Here is a 15,728-nt window from a genome sequence, read left to right on the forward strand (position 1 = left end):
CCAGTGGCGGACTTCACTTTGCAAGATGGCCCATCACATCGTGCAGCTTGGCCTCGATCTCATGTCGGCGGCCGGCATCGGCCACATCCCTTCCTGGCCGGGCTGGTGCTGCCAGTGCCTTCTGCAGCGCCGCCTGCGCTGGGCCCCACTCCTTCTGATCGCGCAGGAAATCGCCGTAGAAATAGTTGGCATCGATACCATTGGGGTCGATATCCAGCCCCTTCTTCAGCATCTGTCGCGCCTGATCGTCATCGCCGAAGCCCAGCGGCCAGCCCGGCACCTGGTAGTAGAGCGCGCCCAGACTGGTATACGCCGCGCCATCCAGGGCCCGGGGATCCAGTTTCAGCGCGGCCTCGAAATCGGCGCGGGCCTGCTTGACCAGGCTGAGTGCGCCCATGCCACCTTTTTCGCCCGCAAGGCTGGACAGCACGATGCCCTCCCAGATCAGCGCACTGGCATCCCTGGGGGCCGCTTGCCGGGCTTGCGCGGCCTGCTTGGAAAGGGCCATGAACGCCGCCTCGCGCTGCGGCTTGGGCGTCTGGTAGTTGATCTGCGCCCAGCGGTCACGGATCTGCGCCACCGGCACTGATGGTTCGGCAGCCACAGCGACCCCGACCAATACGGCGGCGGCAATAAGAATGAGATAGAGCATGGTCTTACCCTGCGTGCGCTTCATGGGAGGTGTCCTTGCTGGGAGGGGATACGGAAGAACTCGATGCGGTGGTGCCACTGCTGGCATGGCGCCTGACGATGGGTAACTGTTTGCGGAGGCTACGGTCCACCAGCTCTGGCAGCAGGCCGTTCAACCGAGCGAACAGCCGCTCTGGCCAGCCAATCTGCAAGCGCGGATTGCCAGAGCGCAGTGCCTGCAACAAGGCCGTCGCGACCTTCTCGGCCGAGTCGTGGGAAACGCCCAGTTCAGCGTTCATGGCATCCACGGCGCCGCTGTTGAAATCGGTGCGGGTGGCGCGTGGTGAGAGGTACTGGAACTTGACTGTGCTGCCGGCATACTCGCGGCCCAGTCCTTCGACCAGGCCGCGCAATCCGAACTTGCTGGCGCTGTAAGCGGCAAAACCCGGGAAGGCCAGGCTGCCGAACGTCGAGCCGAGAACGGCCACGCTGGCGTGCGGCTGCCGCTCCAACAAGGGCAACAAGGCGCGGATCAGCAGCATGGAGCCAACCAGGTTGGTCTGCATCAGCTGCTCCAACGCCTGTTCGGTCTGCGCGCCGAACAGTCCGAAGGCGGCGCTTGCATGGCCTACGACCAGCACCGAAGGCGGCCTGGATAGCGCATCGATTTTCGCCAGCAACGTGCCGCGGCCCGCCGCCGTGCCGATATCGGCAACGACCGGTATGACACCCCCTTCCGGCAACGTGTCGGTGAGCGCCTGCAGCCGATCGCGGCCCCGCCCCACCGCCACGACCTGCGCGCCCTCGCCCACCAGGCCGCCGCAGAGCAACCTTCCGATTCCGCCGCTGGCTCCGGTCAGAACGACCGTACGTCCACGCAGGTCCATCAGGCCGCCTCCGCCATACGCGCACCGCCACTGCGCAGGGTGCGGAAGATATCGCCGTACAGCACGTAGAAGCGGCGTGCCGCGTGGACAACGGCCTGCTGATCGCCGGGATCATCCAGCCTGTCCATCAGCGATTTGAAGAAGCCGACATGCTCGATATCGAGATCGCCATGCGAAAGCAGATAGCTGAAGGCGTTGCGCGGAAGATCCAACGACGTCTGCAGGGTGTTTGCAGCCTGCGTTGCCAGCGCCACACTGGTGCCCTCCAGCACCAGTACCATGCCAAAGAAGCCCACAGGGTTCCCGCGCTGGATGGTGTCGTAGGCGTAGCTGACCATGAGTTCGGTGGCCAGTGCGGGTTCGGATGTTGCAGCAGCGGACCGATCACCACCGGCAGCTGCAATATCGTCCAGTACCCATTCCTGGTGGCCCATCTCTTCTTCGATGTACTCACCGATCGCGGTCCGCAGCCATTCCAGGCGCGCAGGCAGGCGCGAGCCACAGGCCATCAGCAGCGGTACCGTGTGGCGCACGTGGTGGTACGCCTGCTGCAGGAACGCCAAATAGTCGTCGCGGTCGATGCGGCCCGCCAGTGCATCGCCGATGATGGGAATCTCCAGCAGCGACTGGCGCTCGCTGGCGGTCTGGGCAAGAAGGTGATCGTGGAAGCTCATGCTGGGTCTCCGATGGTGCTGAACGCAGGGCGCCGGTAGGCGGCGTCGATCTCTGCCTGGTAGTGGGCGAGGATGGCCTCGCGACGAATGCGACCATTGGCGGTCAACAGGCCGGCGTTCGCACTGAATGGCGCGACGGTGACGTAGCGCGCGATGCGCGCGTAGTCGGGCAGGCCGGCGTTGATGGTGGACAGCGCCGCGTCGAGCGCGCCGGAGCCCTGCTGCGCGATGCGCGGAACCAGCAATGCCAGGTTGTCGGCCTGCCCTTCCCCCCAGACCAGGGCCTGCGCGATGGCCGGGTGCGAAAGCAGTTCGCTCTCCACCCATTCGGGCGACACGTTGCGGCCAAACGCCGTGATGAAGACGTTCTTGCGCCGCCCAGTCACATGCACGAAGCCGTCGGCATCGATGTGTCCCAGATCACCGGTGTGGATCGGCCCCTCCGGCAGCGACTCGTCGCCCAGATAGCCCAGTGCACGCGCGCCGGACACCACGATTTCTCCGTCCACGATCTGCACCCTCACGTGTGGAAGGGGCCGCCCCACCGTGCCATCGCGCTGGGCACCAGGACGATTCAGGCACACCACCGACCCACACTCGGTCAGGCCGTAGCCTTCGAACACCGGCAACCCCAGGTGCCGTGCCCGCGACAGAAGACCGGGAGAAACCCGGCCTCCCCCAACGGCCAGGTATCGCAGTGATGCTGGCAGTTCAGCGCCCTGCTCTGCCGCCATGACCAGGGCCAGAAGCAGCTGCGGCACGAGGATGATGCTCTCGGGGCGGTAACGATTGAGGCAGCTCAGCAGCATGGGGATATCCAGCCCTGCTGCGCCGGTGTAACCGATCTCCTGCAGGGACGGCAGCGCGATCTCGGCGCCCGACAACAACGCCGCATACAATCCTGCGACGTTCTCCAGGAGCGTCGACAGCGGCATCAGGCACAGATGCCGGCGTGGTGCGATGTCACCTGCGGCGTCTGCCAATGACGCGGCGGTGGCCATCAACGTTCCGGCAGAAAGGCATACGCCGCGCGGGCGCCCTGTGCTGCCCGAGGTGTAGGTCACGCAGGCCGTGCCAAGCGGCAGGGTACTGTCAGCAGGAGCGTCCAGGCCTAAGCCGTGCGCACTCAGTGTCGGCAACGCCATTGGTGCGGCCGTGATCCCGCACGGCGGCGGCGCGCCCTCCGCCAGCACCAGCAGCTGGGCACCGCTGGTCTGCAGTGCGTGCTGCACTTGTTCATCCGAGAAGAAGGTGGGCAACGGTACGTGCACCACTTCGGCAATGCGAAGGGCCAGGTCGAGCACCACCCAGTCGGGGCCGTTGTCCAGGCGACTGGCAACGCAGGTGATACCTGTCCGCTGCAGCCACTGTGTCAGTTCCATTACGCGAGACCGCAGCTCGGACGCACTCAGCGTCTCCTGAGCGGTCAGCACTGGCTGGCTATGCTGCTGCAGCAGGCGCAGGACGTGCTGTGCATCAACACTCATCCGGCCACCCCCACGGAACTGGCCGTATCCATTGGGTCTATCGAGCAGGCCTTTCCGCTAAGAAAGGCGATGCCTTCGCGGGTATCGCCGCACATCACGCGCGGTTGCGATTCATAGTAGCGGCCCCAGTCGCCCGCGCTGTCGCCCATGCGCTCGGCACGCGCGGGCACCAATTCGAGCGGTGCCAGATGCAGACGGACGAACGCGTTGCGCAGCTGTTGCGTCGCCACAAACATCACCCAATCCACATCGGCGGCGCGCAGGACCCATGCCAGCTGCAAGATCAACTCGCGTGCGATGCCCGCCGTCGTGGCCGCAAAGTGGCCCACCTCGGCGATCTGTGCTCGTTGAGGCGCACTGGAAAGATGCTGCGCCAGCACGGCCTCGACGGGCGCATCCAGATAGTGCTCCACAAACAGCGGGCCACTGTCTGCGTGTCGAAGCCCGACTGCCGCCACCAGTGCGCCCTGCGAATCGCGGTAGGCCAGCAGCTGTGGCATGAACTCGCGGATCTCCGCGCCGAAGCGCTGACGATAGGTCTCGGCGATGAAGGACTGCACCTGACCACGCAGCGGATGATCAGGCCCGATGAGGGTTGCTTCGGCAAATCTGCCCGGATGCGGGGCCATGGGAATCGGCGCTGGGATCATGTCCATGGGACAGCATCCTGAATCGCACCGATTAAGGCAGAATTAGGCCGTTGTTAGCCGATTGTTAGTCATTTGATCGGATTTCGTTTTCAGGCTCGGCTGCTAACCCGGTCTCTTGATCTAGAGAACCAACGCGAGCGTCAGTGCGACGACCAGGGCCAGCGTCACCAGGAAGGAGTCGAGTACAAAGCCAAATGCCTGGAGGTACCCCGTGCCGTTCAGTGCTACGAAGGTGCGCGTGCGCGCCCACAAGTACCATGCAACTGCCAGCGCTCCGATCCCCACACCCCAGCCATGCGCAATGTCTCCACCAGCAGAGCCCGCTGCCTGCGAAACTGCAAGCAGAATCACAAACGGGCACGCAATGAACGCCTGTATGGAAAAGGGCTCCCGTAGCGTGTCGCGGTTGATGGGCAGGCGCTGTCGCCACAGCGTGCTTAGCGCCGCCCCCAGGGCGAAGATGCAGAAGGCCGCCGAACGGGTGAGCAGCAGCCCCTGCTCGCTTCCAAACAGCAGCTTGCCCACCGGTCCTGATACTGCGAGGGGGGCGGTGCGCGTAGACATTTCCAATGCGTGCGCCAGCACCACTGACAGAATCAACATCAGCACAGGGCTGATGGCATCGGCGAATCGATGTTCCGGATCCTTGGAGAATTCTCGACGCGTGTAGTGCGCTACCTCGCCCGGCTGCGCCAGCACTCTCCACAGGGTTCGCGGATAGAACACCAGCCACCCTACGAGTTCATAGGGGAACTCCTCGAGCGATCGCAGCAGTCTGATGAGATCCATAAGCGCGCCCGGTCCAATGGTTGAAGGTGAGCTTACTCTCCCAGCCGCCCGGGCCCGAATGAAGTGCAGCTGTAGGCCAAACCATTGCGGTAGGCCTTGCTGAGTCGAGTCCCCGCCAGGACATTCGCGCCGGCACCAACGGGTGAAGTCAACTTGAGGATTCTTAACAATTTATGCTGTACGCTGGCCGCACTTGGCTCCTCTTGGGCGCGAATCCTTCGCCTCCGTGTCTAGCCCCTGACCGGCACGACACATGACCTCTCCAGCTGCTTTTCGGATCCTGAGGATCCGTCCTTTGCTGCGCCTCAACGGAACGATCGAGCGCGTCGAGACGCTTCAGGCCAAGTGCGGCGCATGTGGGGACGAGTCACGCATGTTTCGGGGATGCGGACTTGTCGATGTAGCGGACTTGTCGATGTAGATGGTGGCGTCGAACTGACTTGCCCAGCCTGTAAGGTGACAGAGACATTGTCTACCGACAGAGCCTGGAACCTCTGGGGGAAGCAGATGAAAAGAGACAGGATCTTGGCGCTGGCGGGGTTGACACCCGAAGATCTAGATTTGACCTAGATCCTGAATCACCGCCTGGTTCTCGCGCAGAACAGTCGCCAAAAGTCGGCCGTCGGCCACCTTGCGTCCTACTTGCCCATTGAGCCAGGCCGCTTGAATCTTGCCAGATGCCAGTACATCGGCAGGAACAAAGCTATCCGGTCTGCCAACCAAGGGCTCTCTAGGGGACGCCAATCCGCCGTCAAGTGGCTGGACTACCGCTGGTCGGTCGTTGCTGCTCTTGGCGTAAGCGGTGGCCATCAGTTGCTGCTCTTGGCGTAAGCGGTGGCCATCATTCGCCTATGTTGGGGCGACCAGCCACCGACCAAGATCTCAGAGCCAAGCTGGCCGAACCAGCCCCACTCCCCTACCCCGCACCCGATCCACGACGCGCCCTCCAACGGCCCCGGGCTGGATCCGAACACCCTCATCGCCCTGCTGCACAGTATCGGCTCGGGCGCCGCCTCCGATGGCCAGCCGTGGCCGGAACGCCATCAGATGCCCGGCCGACGCATCGCCCTGGCAGATACCGATTGCTCTCTGGCGGGCCTTCGGGTGGTGCTGGAGATCCTGCTGGCCGCACAGCGCGCCCGCGAGAACGGCGAGCTGGAGCAGTATGTTGGCCCTCGCGTCATGGAGGGCCTGATCATGGCCGGAATCGGCCTTACCGCACACGCCAGTACCCGACTGCATCCGGAGGGGTGAGTGGCGTGGTGCCGCTGGGCGGCCAACGCGCTCTGTCTTGTGGTGGTGGTTGCGGCACAGGCGCAGTGGCCGGCGACGCCGGCGCCCTCGCCTGTCGCGTTCCAAAGCATCAACGACGATCGATTCTCACAACTGCGCCGCCAGGCGATGCAGTTCGTGGACTCTCGGCCACGACAGGGCTTCCAGTTCGTCGAGCGGCGCCGAGATGCCGAGTTCCAGGTTCATTGCCGGGGCATACCCGTGCTGTGGCTGGAGGGGCGCTCGCACCATCTGCTGTTGCAGGTCTCACTGGACGCGGAGCAGCGGGCGCCTGTCGTTGTGCAGCTTGGTGCGTTGCTTCAATGGCAGTTGGAGCCGTTGGATTACCTGGAGCAGGTACTGGCTGGCGTGCCGGAGCCTGTTCTGTTGGATCGTGTGCTGCAGATTCTTGCTAGTGATGTGCCTGATGGGGCGCGATGTGGCGTGCCGTAGTCGAGCATGACTCGACTCTACAGGGCTGCGGGCAGCAAGGGTTAGGGCTCCAGCCCTGCCGCTCGTCACCTGCGCGACAGGCATTGGCCCAGTGACCATGCGGGTCACCTCCCGGCATCGATCCAGCCCGCATCGCGCGCACGCGCAAGATCTTCTGGCGTATCGATATCCAGGCCCAGTTCCGGTGCCTGCAGGACATGCACCGTATCGACAGGAAGTTGCCGCAGGCGCGCTCCGAAGCCGCGGTCACCGGATGCACCGACAGGGGTGAACCAGGCGCGCGGCACGACTGCGGGAACGCCAAGCGCATTTCCGTGGCGGGTGCCCGCGCACGTTGACGCTGCGGCGCGGGCACCGGAAAGCAGCGCCTGCAGATGCGAGCGCTCGATTGCGGGCTGGTCGCATGCCACGATCATCACCGCGGTCACCGTGGGCAGCAGGTGTGCGCCGGCAACCTGCAGACTGCTCGCCAGGCCACGCTCCCAGTGGTGGTTGGTTACCGGCGTGGCATCCAGCCCGGCAACGCTGGATGTCACGGCCTGTGCGTTCGCGCCCACCACGACCAGGACTTGCGCTGGCGCGAGCTCCAGCGCTAGCCGCACTACGCGATGTACCAGGGTCTCGCCCTGCCGGGTGAGGAGCTGCTTGGGCTGGCCAAGTCGGCTGCTCCCGCCGGCAGCAAGCACGACGACCGCATGCGCGTCAGTCACCTGCCGTGCGCGCTTCGCCATTGCTGCAGCTGTGCGGCGATGCTGAGCGAAATCGCCTCCGGCCCTCGGCCGCCGATGTTCAGGCCGACCGGTGATCGAAGTCTCGGGGAAAGCCGGTGGCGCTGATCCGGTGTCAGCAGCTTGAACAGGTCCTCGCGCCTTCGCCGCGGACCCAGCAGTCCAATGAACGCGACGTTGGTATCAGCCAGGGCCACCAGCGTCTCCCGGTCCAGTTCGAAATCGTGATGCATCACCAGTGCCGCGTCGCAACAGTCGCCATGAAGGGCCTCGGCCGGGCTGGTCTGAAGATGCGTATCCGCGCACTGCCCGGCTGGGGCCCAGCGCGCTCGCCGTTCGGCCACGCTGACCCGCCACCCCAGGCCGCGCAGCAGCGGAACCAGGAAGGGCGTTTCGGGACCGCCCCCCAACACCAGGGCCCGCGGAAGCCGGGGCAACGGCAAACGCCACGCGCCCTCGCCAAAGGGCTGTGTACCCTCCATCGGATGCAGCTGCCATGCCTGCTCGCGATGGCCGGCACGGAAAACGACCTGCCCCGACGTGCGAAGGTCGCGCTGGAGTGACACGCCCTCGCGGAGCCAGACCTCGATGACGTCGTCGACGCCGGACATGGCACGCAACGGCAGAAGTGCAATCCGAAGCCGGCCGCGGCAGCCGAGCGCGGATCCGCTCAACAGGTCGTCGTCACTGCGGGTGTCGATCTCGATCCAGTCGACCCGCCCTGCCGCGCTCACCTGCTCCGCGCGTCGCGCGAGCTCGGGCTCCAGGCATCCGCCGCTCAGCCAGCCGACCTGGCTGCCGTTGCAGAACAGCACCATGTCGCCGGCACCGGCGTAGGTGGAGCCATCGGTTTCCAGCACCAGCGCGAGCACGGCGTGCTCCCCCGCACGCACGCGCGTCAAGGCCGTCTCGAGCACGCCGCGCGGGCTGCCTTCGGCGAGGAAGCCTGGCGCTGCGGACAGGTCCTCGGCAAGATCGCCGGGCTCCCCTCCGCCTGCCGCTGAAGCCTCCAGCGCGGGTGAGGCTGCGGATCGGTCCATGCGCACCGTCAGCCTATGTCGGGCAAGCCGGGCAACAGCTTGTCCAGGGTGATGGGATAGCTGCGCACGCGCACGCCGGTTGCGTTGTAGATCGCATTGGCGATCGCGGCGCCAACCCCGCAGATGCCCAGTTCACCCACACCCTTGGCCTTCATCGGCGAGATCACCGGATCCAGCGTGTCGAGGAAGACCACTTCCTGGTACGGAATGTCGGCGTGCACGGGAACCTCGTAGCCGGCCAGGTCGTGGTTGATGAACAAACCAAGCCGTTTGTCGACCACCAGCTCCTCCATCAGGGTCGCGCCCGCGCCCATCACCATCCCGCCGATGACCTGGCTGCGTGCTGACAGCGGATTGAGGATCCGGCCGCCATCGCATACGGCAAGCATGCGGCGAATGCGCGTCTCTCCAGTGTAGGCATGCACGGCGACCTCGCAGAAATGCCCTGCATACGTGCCGACGTCGTAGCCTTGTTTGAAGTCGCCGAAGGCAATGCCGTCCTCCGCCGACAGGGTTCCCGCCTCCGCCAGCGTGATGGTCCGCCCATCCGCCTGGATGCGGCCATTGGCGAAGTTTGCGGTGTCGCCGTCGAAGCCGAGTTTCTCGCCCACCTTGCGGCGCAGGCTGACGCACGCCGCGTACACGCCCGCGGTGGAGCTTGCCGCGCCCCACTGGCCGCCGGAACCGGCGGAGGCGGGATGACGGGAGTCACCGAGGGTGACCTGGACCTGGTCCAGCGGCACGCCCATGGTCTCGGCTGCCGTCTGCGCGATGATCGTATAGGAGCCGGTGCCGATGTCGGTCATGTCGGTCTCGACAACCACCCCGCCCTGGCCGTCAAGCCGGACCCGCGCCGCCGACTTCATCGTCGGTGCGCCGCGATAGCCCGCGGACACGCCCATGCCGACCAGCCAATGCCCTTCCCTGACCTGCGCCGGCCGGGCGTTGCGCTTGTTCCAGTTGAAGCGCTCCGCGCCTTCGCGCAGGCAGCGCACCAGGTTGCGGTCGGAGAATTTCTTGGACGGATCGCCGGGCACGACCTCGGGCTCGTTGAGGATGCGGAACGCGATCGGATCGAGGCCCAGCTTCTCGGCCATTTCGTCCATCGCCACTTCCAGCGCCATGTGGCCCGGTGCTTCACCCGGTGCGCGCATCGCATTGCCTTCGGGCATGTCGAGCGCGGCGATGTAGTTGGCCACCAGGCGGTTGGCGCCCGCATAGAGCTTGGGCGTCTGCAGGGTACCGTTTTCGCCATCCTCGCCGTTGATGTTGCCCGACCAGTTCTCATGGGCGATGGCGGAGATCCGGCCATCCTTTCCGCAGCCGATCCGCACGCGCTGGAGGGTGGCGTGCCGGTGCGTGGTGTTGTTGGGCATCAACGGGCGTTGCAGCGCGATCTTCACCGGTCGCCCGACCTGCTTGGCCGCCAACGCGGCCAGCACCGCGTCGGCGCGGATGAACAGCTTGCCGCCGAAGCCGCCGCCGATATAGGGCGAGTCCACGCGCACCTTGGCAGGGTCGATGCCGAGGATCGCCGCCATGCCCTGCCTGGCCCAGTCGATCATCTGGTTCGCCGTCCACAGCGTGAGCGTGTCACCCTCCCAGGCGGCGATGGTGGCGTGCGGCTCCATCATCGAATGACTTTCGTCGGAGGTGTGATAAGTCTCGTCGAGCTTGACCGCGGCGCTCGCGTAGGCGGTGTTGAAATCGCCCAGCGCCTGCCGGTCGGGCTTGCCGTCACGCCCCTTTGCCAGCGGCGCGGACGGTGCCAGGGCCGGGAAATCGAAGCGGCCCTTGCTGCGCTCGTAGCGGGTGCGGATCAGCGCCGCGGCGGCGCGGGCCTGCTCGAAGGTCTCTGCCACCACGCAGGCGATGGCCTGGTGGTAGTGGGCCACTTCGGGTCCGCCGAACAACGGCGCGTTATTCCAGTTCGATTTGCCGACCGGCTTGGTTTCCGGTGCGGTGATGACCGCCAGTACGCCGGGCGCGGCACGTGCGCGGGAGGCATCCATCGAAATGATGCGCCCCTTGCCGATACCCGCACCGACGATGTAGCCGTAGGCCTGGTTCGGCGCCACGTCATGGCGCTCGTAGGCATAGGGGGCGGTGCCGGTGGTCTTGCGTGGACCGTCGATGCGCGGCGTCGGTTTGCCGACGACCTTGGCCTTGTCGAACAGGTTGTCGCCGGCGGGGGCGTTGAATTCAAGGGGCATCAGCGCTCTCCTTCCGCCAGCACGGCCGCGAGGGTGCGCTCGGCGAGCGCGATCTTGAACGCGTTCTCCGGCGTGGGACGGGCGCCGGCGAACACCTGCCGGGCCGCGGCCTTTACGCCGTCGCGCAGCAGCGGTTCGGCTGCCTCGACGCGCCACGGCTTCGGCGCAACTCCACCGAAGGCGAACCGCGCCGAACCGTCTCGCTGCACGACCGCAGCGACCGACACCAGTGCGAACGCATAGGACGCGCGGTCACGTACCTTGTGGTACACGTGCCGACCGCCCAGCGGCTTCGGCAGCGTGACGTGGGTGATCAGCTCACCGCGCTGCAGCACGTTGTCCTGCTGCGGCCTGTCGCCGGGGGAACGATGGAAATCGGCAATCGGGATGCTGCGCGTACTGCCGTCACCGCTGACGGTCTGGATCGAGGCGTCCAGCACCCGCAGGGCCACCGCCATGTCGCCCGGATAGGTCGCGATGCAGCTGTCCGAGGTGCCGATCACGCCCATCTGACGGGAAAACCCCTCGAGTGCGCCGCACCCTGATCCGGGCAGGCGCTTGTTGCAGGGCAGATGGGGATCGTAGAAATACGGGCAGCGCGTGCGCTGCAGCAGGTTGCCGCCGGTGGTGGCTTTGTTGCGCAGCTGCCCGGAGGCGCCTGCCACGATCGCGCGGGTCAGCACCGCGTAGTCGCGGCGCACGCGCTCATGCGAGGCCAGCGCGGTATTGGTGACCAGCGTGCCGATGCGCAGGCCGCCCTCGTCGGTGGGTTCGATCCTGTCCAGGCCGATGTCCTGCACATCGACCAGGTGCGCTGGCGTCTCGACCTCCAGCTTCATCAGGTCGAGCAGGTTGGTCCCTCCGGCCAGGAACTTCGCGCCCTCGATACCGGCGACGGCCTTGGCGGCCTCGGCCGGGGATTTCGCGCGTTCGTAACTGAAGGCCCTCATGAGCGCCTCCCTGCAGAGGTCACGCCAGCAACCTCTTCCATCGCCTCGGCAATGTTGGAATAGGCTCCGCAGCGGCAGAGGTTGCCGCTCATGCGTTCGCGCATCTCCATGTTGGTGGCCCGGGGCCGTGCGCTGACGTCTGCCTGCACATGGCTGGGGACACCCCGCTTGATCTCGTCCAGTACCGCCACCGCCGAGCAGATCTGCCCCGGCGTACAGTACCCGCACTGGTAGCCGTCATGCTTGATGAAGGCGGCCTGCATCGGATGCAGGTCATCGGGGGTTCCGAGTCCTTCGATGGTGGTGATGGCATCGCCCTGGTGCTGCACCGCCAGGCTGAGGCAGGCATTGATGCGCTCTCCGTTGACCAGCACGGTGCAGGCACCGCATTGACCGTGGTCGCAGCCCTTCTTGGTCCCGGTCAGCTTCAGGTGTTCGCGCAGGGCATCGAGCAGCGTAGTCCGCGTGTCGAGCTCAAGCTCCCGCCGCTTGCCGTTGACGGTCAACGCCACCGTGCTGATGACCGGCGGCCTGGGCGGCGGGGGCGTCGCCAGTTCGGCGGCGAGCGATGACGCCCCCGGTGCGGCGGACATTGCCACGGTCGTGACGCCGCCGGCGATCATCTGGCGACGCGTCAACTTCATTCCTTCATCACAACTTGGCACAGTGACCTCCTGGCGTTCGGGAAAATCCCGTGGCTGGATGGACGCGCTCACACTACCCAAGGGGCACTATGCCCATCTGCGGGGTACAGGCCTGTGAAGTCGGCGACATGTACGATCCGACCAATGCAGGCAACCGCGACTTTTACTCTTCAGCGCGGCACTATTGAGCCATGCGTATGCTTCACTGGATGGCTCACAGTTCTGTTTATCCCTCACGGCGCTGGCTTCGAGGGTTCGGCCTCGTGGATAGAGCCCTCCAACAATGCCACGTAGGTATCCAGCCTGGTGCGAAGGCCGATCAGCATCCAGCCCAGCAGGTACAGCAGCACCATGGCGAAGATAAGCAGTGCGCCTAGCAATCCAACATCGAAAGCGCCCGCCCAGTCGCCCCATTTCCATCCGCGGAACTGCAGGTAGAGGGCAATCAACAGCGGGAATGGTCCAAGCCGCTGCAGCCCGCCATACATCATGCCCATGCGCTCAATCATGTTTGTGCGCAGGTGACTGACGTACTTGAGGCGCCGCTCGCGCTGGACGCGCGGAAATCCGCGAAGCTCGGTCACCACCGCTTGCCAGTGCGCGAAATCGCCATCCATCTCCCGCGCGTGCGAGAGCCGAGGCTGGCTGAACTGGCGAATGCCCCTGCGGGCGGCCAGGACGCCCCCGGCAATGAACCCTCCAATTTCGATTGCCAGGCAGGCAACAACCACCTGCAGCACTGCGCCGACAGGCAGCCATCGATCCGGAAGCTGGGCAGTGAGAATGCCGACGATCGCCGCACCCATGCCGATGCGAAACGCCCACGTCTCCACCCTGCCCGCCTTCGGATAGATGCTGTGCTCAACCAAACCCTGCACCCGCTGATAGAGCCAGTGGAATGTCAGTTCCTGCGAATCGGTCGTTGCCGGCGGATCGACTCCGCCCCTTGCCTGCATGTCCATTGCGCCCCTGCCCCGGCCGGCGCAGATGCCGGCCGCCCCATCGTACCTAAGCGAGCTTCGGAAGGCGCCTCAGCGGGAATCACATACCCAGTTCCGACAACCCCGGATGATCGTCCGGGCGACGCCCCAACGGCCAATGGAACTTGCGGTCGCTTTCCTTGATCGGCAGGTCGTTGATGCAGGAGAAGCGGCGCTGCATCAGGCCATCCTCTCCGAATTCCCAGTTTTCGTTGCCATAGGAACGGAACCAGTTGCCGGAGTCGTCGTGCCATTCGTACGCGTAGCGGACCGCAATGCGGTTTTCGGTAAAGGCCCAGAGCTCCTTGATCAGGCGGTACTCGAGTTCCTTGTTCCATTTGCGTGCCAGGAACTGCCGGGCTTCCTCCCGGCCGTTGGTGAATTCGGCACGGTTACGCCACTGGGTGTCAAGCGAATAGGCAAGCGCCACCTTGTCGGCATCGCGGGAATTCCAGCCATCCTCGGCAAGACGCACCTTCTGCGTGGCCGATTCGAGGGTGAACGGAGGAAGCGGCGGACGGGGTTGTTCTGCGGACACGGGGAGACCTCCAATGGAAATGGATATACGGGTTGCTTCAAAGGATCTGGCGTACCCAGGCGCTAACGCTTGGCCTGTTCCAACAACAGCTTTGCAACGTCCTTCGCGGTGTCTGCGGCGCCGTAATCACCCATCACGCGCGACAGGGTGATGGCGCCTTCCATCAGGATCAGCAGCTGATGGGCCAGGTCCGCCGGCTGCTCAACATCCAGTTGCCCGGTAAGTTCCAGCGTGTAATCGAGCAGCTTCTGTTTGTGATCACGCGCGATCTGCCTGATCGGATCGGTAGGATCGCCGACCTCGCCCGCGGTATTGATGAACGCACACCCGCGATAGCCCTCGGACTGGAACCAGTTCTTGAGCACGGTGAACATGCCGAGGATGCGTGCTTCCGGGGTATCCGCCTTCTCACACTCCTGCCGGAACCAGGCCAGCCAACGCACGTCGCGCGCCTTCAATGCAGCGGCGGCCACGTCGTCCTTGTTCTCGAAGTGGCGGTAGATGCTCTTCCGCGCCACGCCCGAGGTCTTCACCAGAAGGTCCATGCCGGTGGCGTGGATCCCGTTCTGGTAGATCAGCGCCTCGGCCGTGGCCAGGATCTTCTGTTGGGTGTCGGTGGTGAGCTTGCTCATGGCTGCAAGGTAGAACGGGCGTTCTACTCTGTCAACAGGCGATCGCGAGCGATTGGTGTGCGCACATCCATGCAAGACGATCTATCAAGAAATCCGGACACTTCATCACCCGGACGCCTAATTGCAGGCGCAAAGTACGTCTCACCACCCACCCATGAGAGTTTCCGCATGAACACCTTCGCCCGTACCCTGGCCGTTGCCGCCCTCGCCCTCTCGGTCCAGGCCGGCCTGTCCGCGCAGGCCGCCGAACCGGCCAAGCCGGCTCCGGTCACCGCCATCGCGCGCACTGCCAGCTACATCACCACCGCCGACGGCGTGCAGCTGTACTACAAGGACTGGGGCCCGAAGGACGGCCCGGTCGTGACCTTCAGCCATGGCTGGCCGTTGAATTCGGACAGCTGGGAGTCGCAGATGATCTTCCTGGCCAACCATGGCTACCGCGTCATCGCGCATGACCGTCGCGGCCACGGGCGCTCCAGCCAGCCGTGGGACGGCAACGACATGGATCACTACGCCGATGACCTGGCCACGGTGATCAACACACTGGACCTGCACGATGTGACCCTGGTGGGCTTCTCCACCGGTGGTGGCGAAGTGGCGCGCTACATCGGCCGGCATGGCACCGGCCGGGTCAAGAAGGCCGTGCTGATCAGCTCGGTGCCGCCGTTCATGCTGAAGACCGCCGACAACCCCAACGGCCTGCCGATCGAAGTGTTCGATGGCATCCGCAAGGCACAGATGGATAACCGCGCGCAGCTGTACCGGGACATTCCGTCGGGCCCGTTCTATGGCTTCAACCGCCCCGGTGCGAAGGTGTCGCAGGGGCTGATCGATGCGTGGTGGGCGCAGGGCATGCAGGGCGGCCACAAGAACACCTACGATTCGATCGCCGCGTTCTCGGCCACCGATTTCCGCGCCGACCTGAAGAAGTTCGATGTCCCCACCCTGGTGATCCACGGTGACGACGACCAGATCGTGCCGATCGATATCTCTGGCCGCCAGTCAGCGAAACTGATCAAGGGCGCCAGGCTGATTGTCTACCCGGGTGCGCCGCATGGCCTGACCGACACCCACAAGGACAAGGTCAACCAGGACCTGCTGACGTTCCTGCAGGAAAAGTGAGTGGCCAGGGCTCCGGCGCGGTGCCGGAGCCCTTCTGTT

The 15,728-nt window shown here is 65.1% G+C and carries 17 protein-coding genes; 3 read left to right on the forward strand and 14 right to left on the reverse strand.

From position 1 onward, the window contains the following. Nucleotides 1–13: 13 nt before the first annotated feature. From AC5P6H_RS11290 to AC5P6H_RS11315, 6 genes are all read right to left on the reverse strand, one after another. Nucleotides 14–676 (reverse strand): tetratricopeptide repeat protein, encoded by a 663-nt coding sequence (locus tag AC5P6H_RS11290; protein WP_474755659.1) that lies wholly within the window; start codon nucleotides 674–676, stop codon nucleotides 14–16. Next, nucleotides 657–1,517 (reverse strand): SDR family oxidoreductase, encoded by an 861-nt coding sequence (locus AC5P6H_RS11295; RefSeq protein WP_495202622.1) that lies wholly within the window; start codon nucleotides 1,515–1,517, stop codon nucleotides 657–659. The genes AC5P6H_RS11290 and AC5P6H_RS11295 overlap by 20 nt, the downstream gene beginning before the upstream one ends. Then, the gene (locus AC5P6H_RS11300; RefSeq protein WP_133050543.1) at nucleotides 1,517–2,191 is read right to left on the reverse strand and encodes an iron-containing redox enzyme family protein; all 675 of its coding nucleotides are present in this window, start codon (nucleotides 2,189–2,191) and stop codon (nucleotides 1,517–1,519) included. The genes AC5P6H_RS11295 and AC5P6H_RS11300 overlap by 1 nt, the downstream gene beginning before the upstream one ends. After that, a complete protein-coding gene (locus AC5P6H_RS11305; protein WP_445391640.1) occupies nucleotides 2,188–3,678 on the reverse strand; it encodes an AMP-binding protein in 1,491 nt (496 codons plus the stop codon). Before AC5P6H_RS11305 ends, AC5P6H_RS11300 begins: the two co-directional genes overlap by 4 nt. After that, a complete protein-coding gene (locus tag AC5P6H_RS11310) occupies nucleotides 3,675–4,334 on the reverse strand; it encodes a thermostable hemolysin (protein WP_495202623.1) in 660 nt (219 codons plus the stop codon). The genes AC5P6H_RS11305 and AC5P6H_RS11310 overlap by 4 nt, the downstream gene beginning before the upstream one ends. 114 nt (nucleotides 4,335–4,448) lie before the next feature. Then, complete coding sequence (locus AC5P6H_RS11315; protein ID WP_495202624.1) at nucleotides 4,449–5,117, reverse strand: hypothetical protein; 669 nt, start codon at nucleotides 5,115–5,117, stop codon at nucleotides 4,449–4,451. An 879-nt stretch (nucleotides 5,118–5,996) separates the two neighbouring features. On the opposite strand from AC5P6H_RS11315, the gene AC5P6H_RS11320 reads away from it, so the two are divergent. After that, entirely contained in the window at nucleotides 5,997–6,371 is a 375-nt protein-coding gene (locus AC5P6H_RS11320; RefSeq protein ID WP_495202685.1) for a hypothetical protein, read from the forward strand. Beyond that, nucleotides 6,372–6,842, forward strand: a complete 471-nt coding sequence (locus AC5P6H_RS11325) for a hypothetical protein (RefSeq protein ID WP_495202625.1) — start codon at nucleotides 6,372–6,374, stop codon at nucleotides 6,840–6,842. It abuts the gene before it with no gap. A gap of 104 nt (nucleotides 6,843–6,946) precedes the next feature. Here the strand turns inward: AC5P6H_RS11325 and AC5P6H_RS11330 are convergent, their stop codons facing one another. The 8 genes from AC5P6H_RS11330 to AC5P6H_RS11365 form a co-directional block, all read right to left on the reverse strand. Further along, nucleotides 6,947–7,573, reverse strand: a complete 627-nt coding sequence (locus tag AC5P6H_RS11330) for a nucleotidyltransferase family protein (RefSeq protein ID WP_495202626.1) — start codon at nucleotides 7,571–7,573, stop codon at nucleotides 6,947–6,949. Then, nucleotides 7,549–8,610 carry an XdhC family protein gene (locus AC5P6H_RS11335; RefSeq protein ID WP_495202627.1) on the reverse strand — a complete coding sequence of 354 codons (1,062 nt, stop codon included), beginning with the start codon at nucleotides 8,608–8,610 and terminating at the stop codon, nucleotides 7,549–7,551. The genes AC5P6H_RS11330 and AC5P6H_RS11335 overlap by 25 nt, the downstream gene beginning before the upstream one ends. 8 nt (nucleotides 8,611–8,618) lie before the next feature. Continuing rightward, nucleotides 8,619–10,823 carry an aldehyde oxidoreductase molybdenum-binding subunit PaoC gene (paoC, locus tag AC5P6H_RS11340; RefSeq protein ID WP_495202686.1) on the reverse strand — a complete coding sequence of 735 codons (2,205 nt, stop codon included), beginning with the start codon at nucleotides 10,821–10,823 and terminating at the stop codon, nucleotides 8,619–8,621. Continuing rightward, the gene (locus tag AC5P6H_RS11345) at nucleotides 10,823–11,773 is read right to left on the reverse strand and encodes an FAD binding domain-containing protein (RefSeq protein ID WP_495202628.1); all 951 of its coding nucleotides are present in this window, start codon (nucleotides 11,771–11,773) and stop codon (nucleotides 10,823–10,825) included. Before AC5P6H_RS11345 ends, paoC begins: the two co-directional genes overlap by 1 nt. Further along, nucleotides 11,770–12,417, reverse strand: a complete 648-nt coding sequence (gene paoA / locus AC5P6H_RS11350) for an aldehyde dehydrogenase iron-sulfur subunit PaoA (RefSeq protein ID WP_495202687.1) — start codon at nucleotides 12,415–12,417, stop codon at nucleotides 11,770–11,772. Before paoA ends, AC5P6H_RS11345 begins: the two co-directional genes overlap by 4 nt. Nucleotides 12,418–12,650: 233 nt before the next feature. Beyond that, nucleotides 12,651–13,379 carry a hypothetical protein gene (locus tag AC5P6H_RS11355; protein WP_445391654.1) on the reverse strand — a complete coding sequence of 243 codons (729 nt, stop codon included), beginning with the start codon at nucleotides 13,377–13,379 and terminating at the stop codon, nucleotides 12,651–12,653. Nucleotides 13,380–13,458: 79 nt separating this feature from the next. Continuing rightward, nucleotides 13,459–13,935 carry a nuclear transport factor 2 family protein gene (locus AC5P6H_RS11360; protein WP_053504681.1) on the reverse strand — a complete coding sequence of 159 codons (477 nt, stop codon included), beginning with the start codon at nucleotides 13,933–13,935 and terminating at the stop codon, nucleotides 13,459–13,461. A 62-nt stretch (nucleotides 13,936–13,997) separates the two neighbouring features. Continuing rightward, complete coding sequence (locus tag AC5P6H_RS11365) at nucleotides 13,998–14,567, reverse strand: TetR/AcrR family transcriptional regulator (protein WP_495202629.1); 570 nt, start codon at nucleotides 14,565–14,567, stop codon at nucleotides 13,998–14,000. Between the two features lie 168 nt (nucleotides 14,568–14,735). Here AC5P6H_RS11365 and AC5P6H_RS11370 point away from each other — a divergent pair, with 168 nt between their 5' ends. Further along, on the forward strand, nucleotides 14,736–15,689 hold the full coding sequence (locus AC5P6H_RS11370) for an alpha/beta fold hydrolase (protein WP_049407332.1): 954 nt from the start codon (nucleotides 14,736–14,738) through the stop codon (nucleotides 15,687–15,689). The last annotated feature ends 39 nt before the right edge of the window (nucleotides 15,690–15,728 follow it).

It is taken from the genome of Stenotrophomonas sp. YJH_SMC_110 (genome assembly GCF_059369255.1).